Below are 14,001 nucleotides of genomic sequence, written 5' to 3'. Positions count from 1 at the left end.
GACACGAGCGCGCCCCTGCCCGGCCGAGGGCTTTCCGGGCGGCCCTTTATTCCAGGACCGGCCCGTGAAGCCCTTGGCGATCACGGACCGTGAACCCCTAGCGCAGCGCCGGATCCAGCGAATTGAGCAGCTGGTTGGCGGCGGTGCGCAGGTAGGCGATGAACGAGCGCGCCGCCGGGTTCGGGTTCGTGGGCCGCCGGGCCACGCCGATGCGCCGGAACAGCCGCGGGTTGGCCAGCCGGCAGACCTGGACCCCGGTGACGCCCTGCAGCCCCAGGCTCGGCACCAGCGCCACCCCCAGACCCGCCCGCACCAGTCCGATCGTCACCTCGTAATGGTCGGACCGGCAGCGCACCTGCGGCGTGAACCCCTCCAGCGCGCTGGCCCGCTCCAGCGTCGAAACCGGGTGCTCGGCGCCGAACGTCGTGATCCAGTGCTCGCCGGCCAGGTCGGCCAGCCGTACCCGGGGGCGCAGCGCGGCCTGATGGCCGGCGGGCACCACGAGCAGCTGCGGCTCGTCGAACAGGTGCAGCACCTCCACCCCGTCCGGGCACTTCCACGGATCCAGCGCGTGCTCGAAGACGACCAGCACGTCTAGCGCGCCCCGCTCCAGGTCCGGCAGCAGCTCGTACGGCTGGCCCTCCACCAGGTCCAGCGCCACGCTCGGGTAGCGGGCGGCGAAGCGCGACAGCGCCAGCGGCAGCAGCCGGTAGCCGGCCGAGGCGAAGAAGCCGATGCGCAGTTGCCCGGCGTCCACCCGCGCCTGCGCCAGCAGGTCCTTCTCGGCGGCCTCCAGGATGTCGACGACCTCCTGCGCCCGCAGCGCCAGCCGCCGGCCCGCCTCGGTCAGGCGCAGGCTCTGCGCGTTGCGCTCGACCAGGCCGACGCCCGCCTCCTCCTCCAGCCGGGCGAGCTGGTGGGAGACGGCCGACGGCGAGACCTTCAGGGTGCGCGCGGCGCCGGCGATGCTGCCGCTGCGGAAGACCTCCAGCAGGACGCGCAGACGCTGGCTGCTCAGCACACGAACTCCCTCAAGGGCATGGACTCACCCTAAACACCGCAGGTCAACCGGCCACCAGCAGCCCCGCCCCGCGCACCGCGGCGGCCAGCGCGTCCTCGCTGCCCGGCGGCCCCGAGGCCAGCACCGCGTAGGCGCGCTCGCCCATCAGCCCCACGTCGGCGCGGACGCCGTCGTCGGTGCCGGTCTTGTTGGCCAGCCACGAGCCCTCCGGATCGTGGCGCACCAGCGCCGGGACCAGCGTGTGGTCGGTACTGGCCAGCATCCACTCGCGCAACTGCACCTGCCAGCCCGCGCTGCCCGCCACCAGCGCCGCCAGCCCGGCGAGCTCGGCCGCGGTGCCCACCGCGAACGTCGGCGGATGCCCCGGCCCGCGCGGCTCGCGGATGCGGTCCAGCAGCCGGGTACGGGTCAGCCCGAGCGCCGCCCCGGCGGCGTTGACCCGGTCCAGGCCCAGCGTGCGCAGCAGCGCGTTGGTCGCGGTGTTGTCGCTGACCGCCGCGGTCATCAGCGCCAGGTCGGCGACGCTCCACGTGCGGGCGCTCAGCCCCAGCAGCAGGCCGGAGCCGCCGCAGTAGTCGTCGTCGGCCAGCGGGACCGGCGCCGACGGATCCAGAATGCCGCCCTCGATGCTCATCGCCACCTCGGCCAGCAGCAGCAGCTTGCCCACGCTGGCCAGCGGCAGCTCGGCGTCCTCGTTGACGCCGAACGCGCCGCCGGGCCCGCGCACCGCCACGGCCAGCGTGCCCGGGCACTCGCCCGCCAGCGCGGCGAGCCGTTCGTCGCGGGTCACGGGGCGACGATCCGTCCCGGGCGGGCGCCGGTCGGCTCGCCGCCGGCCACCACCACCCGCCCGGCCACCACCACCGCCGCCAGCCCGTCCGGCGGCAGCAGCGGCTCGGCGTAGGTGGCCGCGTCCGCGATCCGCCCCGGGTCGAACACCACCAGGTCGGCGTGCGCGCCCTCGCGGACCACGCCCCGATCGGCCAGCCCGAACCGCGCCGCGGCCATCCCCGTCATCCTGTGCACCGCCGCCTCCAGCGACAACAGCTCCTCCTCACGCACATACCGCCCCAGCACCCGCGGGAACGTGCCCGCGATGCGCGGATGGGGCCGCCCCGGCTTCGGCACCCCGTCCGAGCCGATCATGGTGAACTCCGCCGCCAGCACCCGGCGCACGTCGTCCTCGCGCATCGAATGGCTGATGATCGTCACCTCGCCGTTCCCGGCCAGCAGCAGCTCGGCCGCCGCGTCCAGCGGGTCGCCGCCGAGCGAGTCGATCGTGCGGCCCTCCAGCTCCGGATGGCCGGGCGCCGAGGCGATCGAGATGCGGTCCCAGCCGCCGTTGCCGACGGTGTTCTCCCAGCCCGGCACGCCCTCGGCGATCGCCCGCCGCATGCCGGCCCGCTGCCCGGCCTCGCGCAGCCGCGCCAGCAGCGCCGGGATGCCGCCGTCGTTGGCCCACGGCGGGAACATCGCCGCCAGCGACGTGCTGCCCGCGGTGTAGGGGTAGACGTCGCAGGTGACGTCCATCCCGTCCGCGCGCAGCCGCGCGATCCGGGCCAGCGTCCTCTCGGTACGCCCCCAGGCGTGCCGGCCCGCGGTCTTGTGATGGGAGACGTGCAGCGCCGCCCCGCTCCTGCGGGCGATCTCCGCCGCCTCCTCCAGCGCCTCCTCCACCCGGGCCATCTCGTCACGCAGATGGGTCACGTACGGCCGGCCGTACCGTGCGGCGACCTTGGCCAGCGCCACCACCTCGTCGGTGCCGCCGTAGGTGCCCGGGGTGTAGATCAGCCCCGTGGACAGCCCGGCCGCGCCCGCCGCGAGCGCCTCGTCCAGCAGCCCGCACATCACCTCCAGCTCGTACGGCGAGGCCGCCCGGTCCGCATAGCCGACCACGCCGGCCCGCAGGGTCCCGTGGCCGACGAGGGAGGCGAGATGGTTGGCCCGCGGGGTCCCGGCATGGGCGGCGGCGAACCCCGCGAAGTCCGGAAATATGGGGACACGGCCGCCGAAGGAGGTGCGGCTGGACCGCGCCATCTCCGCCATCCGCCCGGGCAGCGCCGGGAACAGGCTGGAACCGCAGTTGCCGCAGATCTCCGTCGTCACCCCCATCCGCACCGGCGCCGCCGCCAGCTCGGCGAACTCCGGGCCGAGCAGGGAGGCGGCGTCGGAGTGGGTGTGCACGTCGATGAAACCCGGCGCCACCACGCACCCGGCCCCGTCCAGGACCACCCGCGCCCGCTCATCCGCGGGAAGGAGGCGACCCGGAAGGGGGTGACCTGGGAGATGGTGACCTGGGAGATGGTGACCCGGAAGGGGGTGACCCAGGTTCGGGCGGCCGGGAAGGGGGTCCGCGGGAAGGCGCCCCGCGCCGGCCGGGCTCGAGGGCGGCAGCAGCACCAGGCGGCCGTCGCGCGCGCCGACGTCGGCCGGGCGCAGCGGAACGCCGGTGCCGTCGGCCAGCAGCGCACCCGTGACCAGCAGATCCAGCATCACAGCACCTGCCCCAGGAACGCCCGGGTGCGCTCGTGCCGGGGCGCGGCCAGCACCTCGCGCGGCGGCCCCTCCTCCACGATCACCCCGTCGTCCACGAACACCAGATGGTCACCCGCCTCCCGCGCGAACCCCATCTCGTGCGTCACCACGATCATGGTCATCCCGCTCGCCGCCAGGTCCCGCATGACCGCCAGCACCTCCTGCACCAGCTCCGGATCCAGGGCGCTGGTCGGCTCGTCGAACAACATCACCTTCGGGCTCATCGCCAGGCTCCGGGCGATCGCCACCCGCTGCTGCTGCCCGCCCGACAACTGGGCCGGATAATGCCCGGCCCGATCGGCCAGCCCCACCCGCTCCAGCAGCTCACGGCCCCGCCGTACCGCCTGCGCGCGCGGCACCCCGCGCACCGTGCACGGCCCCTCCACGACGTTCTCCAGCGCCGTCATGTGCGGAAACAGATGGAAACGCTGAAACACCATGCCGACCTTCTGCCGCTGCCGGCACAACTCCTCCGGCCGCAGATGGTGCAGCCGCCCGCGATGCTCCCGGTAGCCGACCAGCTCGCCGTCCACCCAGACGCGGCCCGCGTCGATCGTCTCCAGCCGGTTCACGCAGCGCAGCAACGTCGACTTGCCCGAACCCGACGGGCCCACGACACACACCACCCCGCCCTCCGGCACCTCCAGGCTGACGTCCCGGAGCACCTCCAGCCCGCCGTACCTCTTCCGGACCGACTCCAGCCTCACCATGCTCACCGCGCATACCCCCTGCTGAAGCGCTTCTCCAGGACGTGCTGGCCCGCGGTGGCGAGGCTGGTCAGCAGCAGATACCACAACGACGCCACCACCAGCAGCGCGATCACCTCGAAGTTCTCCAGGTAGATGCGCTGCGCCACGGTCAGCAACTCGGCCCCGGCGATCACCGACACCATCGACGTCGTCTTCAGCATCGAGATGAACTGGTTGCCCGTCGGCGGAATGATCACCCGCATGGCCTGCGGCAGCACCACCCGGCGCAGAATCTGTCCGTGCGACATGCCGAGCGCCTCGGCCGCCTCCCGCTGGCCCGGATCCACCGAGCGGATGCCCGCCCGGACGATCTCCGCCATGTACGCGCCCTCGTTGATCGTCAGCCCGAGCGCCGCCGCCACGAACGGCGTGATCAGCTGATGCGCCGGCCACTCCACCAGCATCGGCCCGCCGAACGGCACCCCGATCCCGATCACCGGGAAGACCAGCCCGATGTTGAACCAGAAGATCAGCTGCACCAGCAGGGGAGTGCCGCGGAAGAACCACGTGTACAGGCCCGCCGCGCCGCGCAGCACCGGGCTGTCCGACAACTGCATCACCGCCGCCGCCACCCCCAGCGCCACGCCCACGCCCATCGACAGCACCGTCAGCGCCACCGTCACCAGCAGCCCGCCCAGGATCCGGCCGTCGAACAGGAACGCCGCGATCACATCCCAGTGCAGGTTCTCGTTGACGACCACCGTGTAGACCAGCCACACCAGGACCAGCCCGGCCAGCGCGGCGGCCGCGATCCGGCCCGGCCGCCGCGGCGTGACCGCCTCGACCTTCACGGCGCGCCCGCGTTGATCGTCACCTTCGCCACCGCGTTCGGGCCGGTGCCGTACTTGTCGAGGATCGCCCGGTAGGAGCCGTCGCCGACCATCTCCTGCAACGCCTTGGCGACCGCGTCACGCAGCCCCGCGTTCCGCTTGCCGACCGCGATGCCCCACGGGCCCGCGTCATACTGCTCCGGCAGCACCTCGTACTTGCCGGTCTCCTTCGCGTACATGTACGCCACCGGCGAATCCACGATCGTCGCCACCGTCCGGCCCGAGTCGATCGTCAGCAGGCCCGTCGGCGCGTCCGCGCTCTGCAGGATCTCCATCTTGGCCGCGCACTTGTCGTTCTGCCGCTGCCCGATGTCCAGGTTCGACGAGCCCTTGGCCAGCACGACCTTCCTGCCGCACAGATCGGCCAGGGACTTGATGCCCTCCGGGTTGCCCTTCTTGACCAGCACCGAACCGCCGGCGTTGAAGTAGTCGACGAAATCGACCACCTTCCGGCGCTGCTCGGTGTCGCTCATCGACGACATCACCAGATCCCAGCGGCCGCCCTGCAGCCCCGGCAGCAGGCCGTCGAACGAGGCGTTCGTCACCGTCGTCCGCAGCCCGAGCCGCTCGCCGATCGCGACCGCCAGATCCGGGTCCACGCCCGTCAGCTCCTGCGTGCCCGGCTTGTACATCTCCATCGGCGGATAACCCTCCGCCGTCGCCACGCGCAGCACGCCGGCCGCGCGGACGCTCTCCGGCACCAGTTCCTTGGCGCTCCTGCCGCCCTCCGCCGTACCTTGGGGGCCCGCCGTACCTTGGGGCGCCGCCGTACCGGAACCCGACCGGCCGCAGCCCACGCCCAGCGCACACACCGCGACCAGCGCGATGACCAGGTGTTTTCGCATGGCCGACATCGTTGGCGAGCCTCCGCGTCGTTCCCAAGGCAGGTGAACGCTTCCGCCCCTGAGCATCGAAACCGCTGAGGCTCGCCCCCGCGCACCCGGCACGCTTCCTACGCTGAGCCGCCATGAGCATCGACAGCGTGTGGCCCGCCACGGCGGCATGGCCCGAAGGCGTGCTGCACCTCGGCGGCCTCGCCGTCACCGACCTGGCCCGCGAGCACGGCACCCCCGCCTACATCCTCGACGAAGCCGACTTCCACGCCCGCGCCCGCGCCTGGCGCGACGCCCTGCCCGACGGCGACGTCCACTACGGCGGCAAGGCGTTCCTGTGCCCGGAAGTCGTGCGCTGGCTCGGCCCCCTCGGCCTCAACCTCGACGTGTGCACCGGCGGCGAACTCGCCGTCGCCCAGGCCGGCGGCATGCCACCCGCCCGCGTCGTCTTCCACGGCAACAACAAATCCGTCGCCGAACTACGCCGCGCCGTCGCCTGGGGCATCGGCTGCGTTGTCCTCGACGCCTTCACCGAGCTCGACCGCCTGGCCGCCGTCGCCGCCGAGCACGGCCGCGTCCAGGACGTCATGATCCGCGTCACCCCCGGCGTCGACGCCCGCACCCACAAATCCATCGCCACCGGCGGCGACGACTCCAAATTCGGCTTCTCCCTGGCCGCCGGAGACGCCGCCCGCGCCGTCGAACGCGTCCGCGCCCGGCCCTCCCTGCGCCTGCGCGGCCTGCACTCCCACATCGGCTCCCAGATCCTCACCCTGGACGGCTTCGCCGAAGCCGCCCACCGCATGGCCGCGTTCGCCCGCCCCCTCGGCATCGAACGCCTCGACCTCGGCGGCGGCCTCGGCATCGCCTACCGCCCCGGCGACCCCCAGCCCCCCACGCCCTCCGAACTCGTGGCCGTCCTCCAGAAGGAAACCGGCGACCTGCACCTGTCCGTCGAACCCGGCCGCTCCATCGCCGGCCCCTCCACCGTCGCCCTCTACACGGTCGGCACCGTCAAAGGCCCCTACGTCAGCGTCGACGGCGGCATGAGCGACAACCCCCGTCCCGCGATGTACGGCGCCGCCTACACCACCCGGCTCGCCTCCCGCCCCTCCGCCGCCGCGCCCCGCGCCGCCACGGTCGTCGGCAAACACTGCGAAAGCGGCGACATCCTCGTCCGCGACGCCGACCTGCCCGCCGACCTGGCGCCCGGCGACATCCTCGCCGTCCCCGCCAGCGGCGCCTACCAGCGGTCGATGGCCGGAAACTACAACCACGTGCCCAGGCCGCCGGTCATCGCCGTACGGGACGGAGCCGCCCGCGTCGTCGTCCGCCGCGAAACCGAGGACGACCTTCTCCGCCTCTACGCGTGATGCTGCTGAGACTCCTGGGGCTTTTGATACCAAAAGGGAACCAAGTGATGCCCAAGACACGTCAAAGCGGGCGTGCATCGACGGGCGCCGGAGCGGCTTGCTGAACTAGATCTGCTGCGGTTCGTCGCGGCGCTGGCCGTCGTGGCCTTCCACTACCTGGTCGCGTTCAAATCGGTCTGGGGCGAACAGCCCGCGGAACTCTTCCCCGCGGTGGCGCCCCTGGCCGGGCTGGGCATCCTCGGCGTCGAACTGTTTTTCATGATCAGCGGCTTCGTCATCCTCATGAGCGCCTGGGGACGCGGCCTGGGAGCCTTCGCCCGCTCCCGCTTCGTCCGCCTCTACCCCGCCTACTGGCTCAGCCTCGCCGTCGCCTTCGGCCTCTACGGCGTCCTGGCGCTCAAAGGCCCCGACCCGAAGCTCACCGGCGCCGAGTACGCCCTCAACGCCACCATGTTCCAGCGCCTGTTCAAAGGCATCGACGCCATCGGCGTCTACTGGTCGCTCTGGGCCGAGCTGCGCTTCTACCTGATCATGGTCGTGATGATCCTCATCGGCATCACCCACAACCGCATCCTCATCCTCGGCGGCGTCTGGCTGACCGCCGCCACCGGAGCCCTGTTCCTCGACAACCCCGTCGTCAACGAGATCGTCATGCCCGCCTACGCCCCCTACTTCGTGGCCGGCATGTCCCTCTACCTCATCCACCGGCGCGGCTCCGCCTGGCTGCCCTGGCTCTACGTCGCCGCCGGATACGCCCTCGCGCTCAACGCCGCCCTCGAACGGGTCGAGCGCCGCGTCAAAGCCGCCGGACAGGCCGCCATGCCCGTCACCGACCTCGGCGTCATCCTCACCGTCACCGCGATCTTCGTGGTCATGGCCCTGGTCGCCATCGGCCTGCTGCGCACGCGCCCCAACCGGCTCCTCACCGCGCTCGGCGGCACCACCTACCCGCTCTACCTCTTCCACTCGGCCGCCGCCGTCGTCCTCGTGCCGCTGCTCACCCGCGGCCTGCCGCCCTGGCTCACCGCCCTGCTCACCACGCTCGCCGCGATCCTGGTGTCCTATCTCGTCTACGCCTGCGTCGAACGCCCGATCCAGCGACTCCTCAGACCACGCAGGCCATCACGAACCCCGGCAACCGATCCCTCACAGGCAGAAAAGGCGTCGGTGCCATAACTCTGTGGCCTCGGGGCACTGTGAAGGGCATAGGCTCGGGCATATAAACGGCGGATAGCGATTTGGCCGGACGACGAGAGGTGCGCATGACGGTGCGTCGGGTGATGGGCATCGAGACCGAGTACGGCATTTCCGTGCCAGGTCAGCCAGGCGCCAACGCCATGGTGACCTCCTCACAGGTCGTGAACGCCTACCTGGCCGCCTCCGCGGCCCGGGCGCGACGCGCCAGATGGGACTTCGAGGAGGAGAACCCGCTGCGCGACGCACGCGGCTTCGACCTCGCCCGCGAAGTGGCCGACCCGAGCCAGCTCACCGACGAGGACCTCGGGCTGGCCAACGTCATCCTCACCAACGGCGCCCGCCTCTACGTCGACCACGCCCACCCCGAATACTCCACGCCCGAGTGCACCAACCCCCGCGCCGCCGTCATCTGGGACAAGGCCGGCGAACGCGTCATGTACGACGCCGCCACCCGGGCCTCGGCGATCCCGACGAACGCCCCCATCCAGCTCTACAAGAACAACACCGACGCCAAGGGCGCCTCCTACGGCTGCCACGAGAACTACCTCATGCGCCGGGCCACGCCGTTCGCCGACATCGTCAGGCACCTGACCCCGTTCTTCGTCTCCCGCCAGGTGGTGACCGGCGCCGGCAAGGTCGGCATCGGGCAGGACTCGCGGGGCGAGGGCTTCCAGATCTCCCAGCGGGCCGACTTCTTCGAAGTCGAGGTGGGGCTGGAGACGACGCTCAAGCGGCCCATCATCAACACCCGGGACGAACCGCACGCCGACCCGGAGAAGTACCGGCGCCTCCACGTCATCATCGGCGACGCCAACATGTCGGAAATATCGACATACCTGAAGCTGGGGTCCACGGCCCTCGTCCTCGCCATGATCGAAGACGGCTTCCTCAGCCGCGACCTCGCCGTCGAAAACCCCGTCCAAGCCCTCCGCGCCGTCTCCCACGACCCCACCTGCCGCTACGAAATCGCCATGCGCGACGGCCGCAAACTCACCGCCATCCAGCTCCAGATGGAATACCTCGAGCAAGCCCGCAAGTACGTCGAAGAACGCGGCACCGCCCAAGAGGAAATGAACAAAGACATCCTCGACCGCTGGGAATCCGTCCTCACCCGCCTCGCCGACGACCCCATGCAGCTCTCCCGCGAACTCGACTGGGTCGCCAAACTCGAACTCCTCGAGGGCTACCGCACCCGCGACGGCCTCGCCTGGTCCCACCCCCGCCTGCAACTCGTCGACCTCCAATACTCCGACATCCGCCCCGACCGCGGCCTCTACAACCGGCTCGTCGCCCGCGGCCGCATGCAGCGCCTCGTCACCGAGGAAGAAGTCCAGCGCGCCGTCGAAAACCCGCCCAACGACACCCGCGCCTACTTCCGCGGCCGCTGCCTGCGCCAATACAGCGAATCCGTCGCCGCCGCCTCCTGGGACTCCGTCATCTTCGACATCCCCGGCCGCGAATCACTCCAGCGCGTCCCCACCCTCGAACCCCTCCGCGGCACAAAAGCCCACGTAGGCGAACTCTTCGACCGCTGCCGCACCGCCGCCGACCTCGTAGCCGCCCTCACGGGCGGCGACTGACACCACCGCCGCCTGGACGCTCGGGGCCGGGCTCTCACGACGGGCGAGGTCCGGGTACGGGGAGCCGCGAGCCTGGGTTTCAGGGCGCCGGAGAGGCCGGAGGCGTGAACCTGAGGCTCGGAGGCCGCCTCCACCAGGCTGTGGCGCGTGTCCATGCTCTGGGCCTGGACACAGACAGACCGGAAGCCGGGATACGCGTGCAGGCGGGGCCCGCGGGGTCCGGACACACGTCCAGGTGGACTCGCGGGGGCATGCGACCGCAGCCGGGCTCACACGAAGACAACAGGCCCACGCCGGCAGGACCCCGCGACCGGCCACGTTCACGCCTGCCGTACCCCAGGAACGGAGAACTCCGGAACAGGCGATCTCCCCCGCGCGGGGGAGCGGCATCGCCGCCGCGAGGGAGGGGGCCCCACCCCACGCGGCGACAGACTGCTGCCATGACCCGCGCACTCGCCCTCCTCTGGCCACCCCTCTACGCCGCCCTCCAGCTCTTCTGGACCCTCGGCACCACCCCCGGCTGGGCCCGCGGAACCGACCTCGTGCTACCCCCGTGGATCGTGATCCCCCTGTGCGCCGCCACCCCCCTGATCGTGGCCGCGTCGTGGGCCACCGGCGGAACCGTCCTCCTCGTGGCAGCCGCCTGGGCCGTCACGGCCCTGCTGGGCGGAGCCGCCGCCATGCTGCTCCTGGACCTCGTCGGCGTCATCCTGCCCGGACTCGGGATCCCCACCGACCCCCTCGGCGCCCTCAGCCGGATCGGCTGCCTCGGCGTCGCGATCCTGGCGGGCGCCACGGCCCTGCGCTTCCAGCGGCGCGTGCGTGGCTGCACCCGCTGCAGCCGGATCCCGGCCCTCCTCCACACCCCCGCCTGGGCCTACACCGCCGCCTACGTCGCCATCGCCGGGTTCGCCGTCCGGGCGGTCGCCCAGTTCACGCTGATCGACGCCGTTCCCTACGATGGCGGGCTGCAACTGGCGATCTTCGAGATCGGGTTCGTGCTCGCGGGAGTGCTGCTGCCACTGGCGCTGGTGCACGGGTTCGGGAGGATCTGGCCGAGGTGGGTGCCGCCGCTGGCCGGGCGGCGGGTGCCGCGGTGGCTGGTGCTGGGGGCCGGGGTGCTGGTCTCGGTGGCCTTGTGTGGATATTTCGGGATGGGGTTGGTGCAGCTGACTCTTGAGACGGTTCGCGGGATTGCCCAGGAGGTTGCGTTTATGTGGGTGGCTGTGCCGGGGTATGTCGTCTGGGGTTTGGGAGTGGCCGGGGCCACCTGGCACTACTACCGGCGGACCAAGCGCGGGTGCGTCGTGTGTGGTGTCTGAGGTTTCGCCAGGTCAGCTCGAGGGCCGAGGGCGTGGGGTGGACCGGCCGCGCAGCGGAGGCAGGGTTACGTAGGGTGGGAGCCAGAGGGGCCCGGAGCCGGCTGGTGAAGATCGCGGGGTGATCCACGCGAAATGTCGCCCGGTTCGGGGAAGATATGGCTTAGAGGCAATCCCCCACACGGAGGTTACGACATGGCGACGAAGGACACCGGCGGCCAGAAGCAGGCCGGGCGGCGTGAGAGCGAGGTCGAGGAGACCGAGGCCTCGGCGTCCGCGGACGTTCAGGAGCGGCAGGAGAAGCTCACGGACGACGTCGACGCAATTCTGGACGAAATAGACGAAGTTCTCGAAGAGAACGCAGAGGAGTTCGTGCGCAGCTACGTACAAAAGGGCGGAGAGTAGGGCAAAGCGGACATTTGAAAGGGGTGAAAACGGGTGGAAACGCCCTCGGGGGTTAAGCATTGCCCGGATTGTGGAGAAGACAAAGAGGTCTCTCAGTTCGGGAAGAACAAGCGCATGGCCGATGGGCTGGCGCGGTATTGCCGGGCTTGCTTTCGGGTGCGGTCCACCGCGAGTTATCGGAAGCGGAAGGCTGAGGAAGGGAAAGTCGTTCGGGACAAGGTTGAGGTGCCTGACGGGTTCAAGCGTTGTCCTCGCTGTGCCGAAATAAAACCCACGGATGAATTTGGGCGAAATCGCGCCGAACGTAGTGGGCTGACTGCCTACTGCAAGCCTTGCCACAACCGCGCGATGCGTGAGGTGCGCATTCGGACTCACGGCAGCACACGTAACTACCATCTCAAGCGCCGCTACGGCATCACCGAAGACGACTTCGAGCGCATGCTCGCCCACCAGGGCGGGCTCTGCGCCATCTGCCAGGCCGTTCCCGGCACGTTCGTCGACCACTCCCACGCCACCGGCGACGTTCGCGGCATCCTCTGTTTCAACTGCAACAACGGCCTGGGGCACTTCGCTGACGACTATGTCCTCATGGAAGCGGCCGCCCTCTACCTGGAGGGCCATGTGCTCTGGCCCGACTACGTCGTCCTTCCCGAGCGGCGGGCGGCCCCGGTGGCGCCGACCCGCTCCTCCCACCTGTCCCAGCGGTATCGCCTCACGCATGAGCAGGCCGAGGGTGTGATCGCCGCCCAGCATGGCTTGTGCGTGGTCTGCTGGGATCGGCCGCCGGAGCATATCGATCACTGTCATCGGACGGGTGATGTCAGGTTCGCGCTGTGTTTGCCGTGTAATACGGGGATCGGGCAGTTCCGGGATGATGCGGTGACCGTCTGGCGGGCGGTGTCGTATCTGGAGCCTGCGGAGGTGTGTGAGCCGGTCTCGGTGGAGGAGATGGCGGAGCTCATGCGCTTGGACGATGAGCGGTGGTTCGCGTTCCTGTCGCGGGCTGTCCCGGTGTGAGGACGCGCTCACCGGTTGGCGTATTCCACTCCCACGCCGAGTAGCCGTACCGCCCGGTCGAGGGTGAAGCGTTCCAGTGCTGCCAGGGCGGCCGCCTGGATGGGTTCGGGGTCGGTGGTGGGTGTGTCGAGTTTGGTCTGCCGGGTCTGGGTGATGAAGGGCGCGAACCTCACCTTGACGGTCACCCGGATGACGAGGCGTCGTTCGCCGGCCGCTTCTCCGGCCAGTTGGCGGGCGAAGGCGGCGACGTGTTCCCGGATGGCGGTGGCGTCGGTGAGGTTGGTGGTGAAGGTGGTTTCGTGGCTGTGGCCGCGTGGCACCCAGGGTGTGTCGGTGACGGTGGTTTCGCCTTTGCCGAGGGCGAGGTAGCGCAGCCAGGGTCCGTTGGTGGGGCCGAAGCGGCGGGCGAGTTCGCGGGGGTCGGCGGCGGCGAGGTCGGCGACGGTGTGGAGTCCCATGTCGGCGAGTTTGGTGGTGGTTTTGGCGCCGATTCCCCAGAGGGCTGAGGTGGGGCGGGGTCCCATGACGGCGGGCCATTGGTCGCTGGTGAGCTGGGAGATTCCGGCGGGTTTCTGGAATTGGGCGGCGAGTTTGGCCTGGTGTTTGTTGTCGCCGATGCCGATGGAGCAGGTGAGGCCGGTTTCGTCGAGGACGGCTTTCTGGAGGGTGCGGGCGAGTTCGAAGGGGTTGTCGGTGCGGGCGCCGATGAAGGCTTCGTCGAGGCCCCAGATTTCGAGGGTGACGGGGAAGCGGCGCAGGGTGTCCATGACGTGGGCGGAGGCGGCTTCGTAGGCGGGCATGTCGCTGGGGAGGAAGACGGCGTCGGGGCTTTTGCGCAGGGCGGTGCGCATGGGCATGCCGGAGTGGACGCCGTGTTCGCGGGCGGCGTAGGAGGCGGTGGCGACGACGGTGCGGGGGATGGTGGGGTCGCCGTTGCCGCCGACGATGACGGGGCGGTCGCGGAGTTCGGGGTGGCGGAGGATCTCGACGGAGGCCATGAAGGAGTCGAGGTCGAGGTGGAGGATCCAGTCCTTGGTGGACATGGTTTCCAGTATTGCCCACGGGTACGGCGGGGCCGTACGGGCTGCAAACGGTTGTCGTGAACGCCGGGAGGGGCCTGGCCGGCATTCCGGTCACGCCCT

Annotated in this window: 13 protein-coding genes; 6 read left to right on the top strand and 7 right to left on the bottom strand. The window is 70.7% G+C overall.

The window, feature by feature from the left end:
* Positions 1-97 precede the first annotated feature (97 nt).
* The 6 genes from FVE25_RS15035 to FVE25_RS15010 are packed head-to-tail and all read right to left on the bottom strand — an operon-like array spanning position 98 to position 5,980.
* A complete protein-coding gene (locus tag FVE25_RS15035; protein ID WP_157247400.1) occupies positions 98-1,021 on the bottom strand; it encodes a LysR family transcriptional regulator in 924 nt (307 codons plus the stop codon).
* Positions 1,022-1,064: 43 nt separating this feature from the next.
* On the bottom strand, positions 1,065-1,811 hold the full coding sequence (locus FVE25_RS15030; protein ID WP_157247398.1) for a serine hydrolase: 747 nt from the start codon (positions 1,809-1,811) through the stop codon (positions 1,065-1,067).
* Positions 1,808-3,514, bottom strand: coding sequence for an N-acyl-D-amino-acid deacylase family protein (locus tag FVE25_RS15025; protein ID WP_246267032.1), 1,707 nt, complete (start codon positions 3,512-3,514; stop codon positions 1,808-1,810). Before FVE25_RS15025 ends, FVE25_RS15030 begins: the two co-directional genes overlap by 4 nt.
* The gene (locus tag FVE25_RS15020) at positions 3,514-4,266 is read right to left on the bottom strand and encodes an amino acid ABC transporter ATP-binding protein (RefSeq protein WP_157247711.1); all 753 of its coding nucleotides are present in this window, start codon (positions 4,264-4,266) and stop codon (positions 3,514-3,516) included. The genes FVE25_RS15025 and FVE25_RS15020 overlap by 1 nt, the downstream gene beginning before the upstream one ends.
* Positions 4,267-4,268: 2 nt before the next feature.
* Positions 4,269-5,096, bottom strand: a complete 828-nt coding sequence (locus FVE25_RS15015; protein ID WP_157247396.1) for an amino acid ABC transporter permease — start codon at positions 5,094-5,096, stop codon at positions 4,269-4,271.
* The gene (locus tag FVE25_RS15010; RefSeq protein WP_157247394.1) at positions 5,093-5,980 is read right to left on the bottom strand and encodes an ABC transporter substrate-binding protein; all 888 of its coding nucleotides are present in this window, start codon (positions 5,978-5,980) and stop codon (positions 5,093-5,095) included. Before FVE25_RS15010 ends, FVE25_RS15015 begins: the two co-directional genes overlap by 4 nt.
* Before the next feature lie 122 nt (positions 5,981-6,102).
* Between FVE25_RS15010 and lysA the strand changes: the two genes are divergently transcribed.
* From lysA to FVE25_RS14980, 6 genes are all read left to right on the top strand, one after another.
* Positions 6,103-7,341: a diaminopimelate decarboxylase gene (gene lysA / locus FVE25_RS15005; protein ID WP_157247392.1), complete on the top strand. Its 1,239-nt coding sequence runs from the start codon at positions 6,103-6,105 to the stop codon at positions 7,339-7,341.
* A gap of 72 nt (positions 7,342-7,413) precedes the next feature.
* Positions 7,414-8,517, top strand: coding sequence for an acyltransferase family protein (locus tag FVE25_RS15000; protein WP_157247389.1), 1,104 nt, complete (start codon positions 7,414-7,416; stop codon positions 8,515-8,517).
* An 86-nt stretch (positions 8,518-8,603) separates the two neighbouring features.
* Positions 8,604-10,118 (top strand): depupylase/deamidase Dop, encoded by a 1,515-nt coding sequence (gene dop, locus FVE25_RS14995; protein WP_157247387.1) that lies wholly within the window; start codon positions 8,604-8,606, stop codon positions 10,116-10,118.
* Positions 10,119-10,558: 440 nt separating this feature from the next.
* Positions 10,559-11,440 carry a hypothetical protein gene (locus FVE25_RS14990; RefSeq protein WP_157247385.1) on the top strand — a complete coding sequence of 294 codons (882 nt, stop codon included), beginning with the start codon at positions 10,559-10,561 and terminating at the stop codon, positions 11,438-11,440.
* 192 nt (positions 11,441-11,632) lie between these two features.
* Positions 11,633-11,842: a ubiquitin-like protein Pup gene (locus FVE25_RS14985; RefSeq protein WP_157247383.1), complete on the top strand. Its 210-nt coding sequence runs from the start codon at positions 11,633-11,635 to the stop codon at positions 11,840-11,842.
* Positions 11,843-12,190: 348 nt separating this feature from the next.
* Entirely contained in the window at positions 12,191-12,859 is a 669-nt protein-coding gene (locus FVE25_RS14980) for an endonuclease domain-containing protein (RefSeq protein ID WP_181019593.1), read from the top strand.
* 8 nt (positions 12,860-12,867) lie between these two features.
* On the opposite strand, the gene FVE25_RS14975 is transcribed toward FVE25_RS14980, so the two are convergent.
* On the bottom strand, positions 12,868-13,902 hold the full coding sequence (locus tag FVE25_RS14975; protein WP_157247378.1) for a DNA polymerase IV: 1,035 nt from the start codon (positions 13,900-13,902) through the stop codon (positions 12,868-12,870).
* Between the last annotated feature and the right edge of the window lie 99 nt (positions 13,903-14,001).

Origin of the sequence: Nonomuraea typhae (genome assembly GCF_009760925.1) — a bacterium.
Lineage (GTDB): Bacteria > Actinomycetota > Actinomycetes > Streptosporangiales > Streptosporangiaceae > Nonomuraea > Nonomuraea typhae.
This window is presented reverse-complemented; position numbering and strand designations above follow the sequence as displayed.

Bases quoted from the DNA above. Each gene is read 5' to 3' on its own strand.
- FVE25_RS15020 (WP_157247711.1), bottom strand. From the start codon at position 4,266: ATGGTGAGGCTGGAGTCGGTCCGGAAGAGGTACGGCGGGCTGGAGGTG.
- lysA (WP_157247392.1), top strand. From the start codon at position 6,103: ATGAGCATCGACAGCGTGTGGCCCGCCACGGCGGCATGGCCCGAAGGC.
- FVE25_RS14985 (WP_157247383.1), top strand. From the start codon at position 11,633: ATGGCGACGAAGGACACCGGCGGCCAGAAGCAGGCCGGGCGGCGTGAG.
- FVE25_RS15025 (WP_246267032.1), bottom strand. From the start codon at position 3,514: ATGCTGGATCTGCTGGTCACGGGTGCGCTGCTGGCCGACGGCACCGGC.
- dop (WP_157247387.1), top strand. From the start codon at position 8,604: ATGACGGTGCGTCGGGTGATGGGCATCGAGACCGAGTACGGCATTTCC.
- FVE25_RS15010 (WP_157247394.1), bottom strand. From the start codon at position 5,980: ATGCGAAAACACCTGGTCATCGCGCTGGTCGCGGTGTGTGCGCTGGGC.
- FVE25_RS14975 (WP_157247378.1), bottom strand. From the start codon at position 13,902: ATGTCCACCAAGGACTGGATCCTCCACCTCGACCTCGACTCCTTCATG.
- FVE25_RS14980 (WP_181019593.1), top strand. From the start codon at position 12,191: ATGCGTGAGGTGCGCATTCGGACTCACGGCAGCACACGTAACTACCAT.
- FVE25_RS14990 (WP_157247385.1), top strand. From the start codon at position 10,559: ATGACCCGCGCACTCGCCCTCCTCTGGCCACCCCTCTACGCCGCCCTC.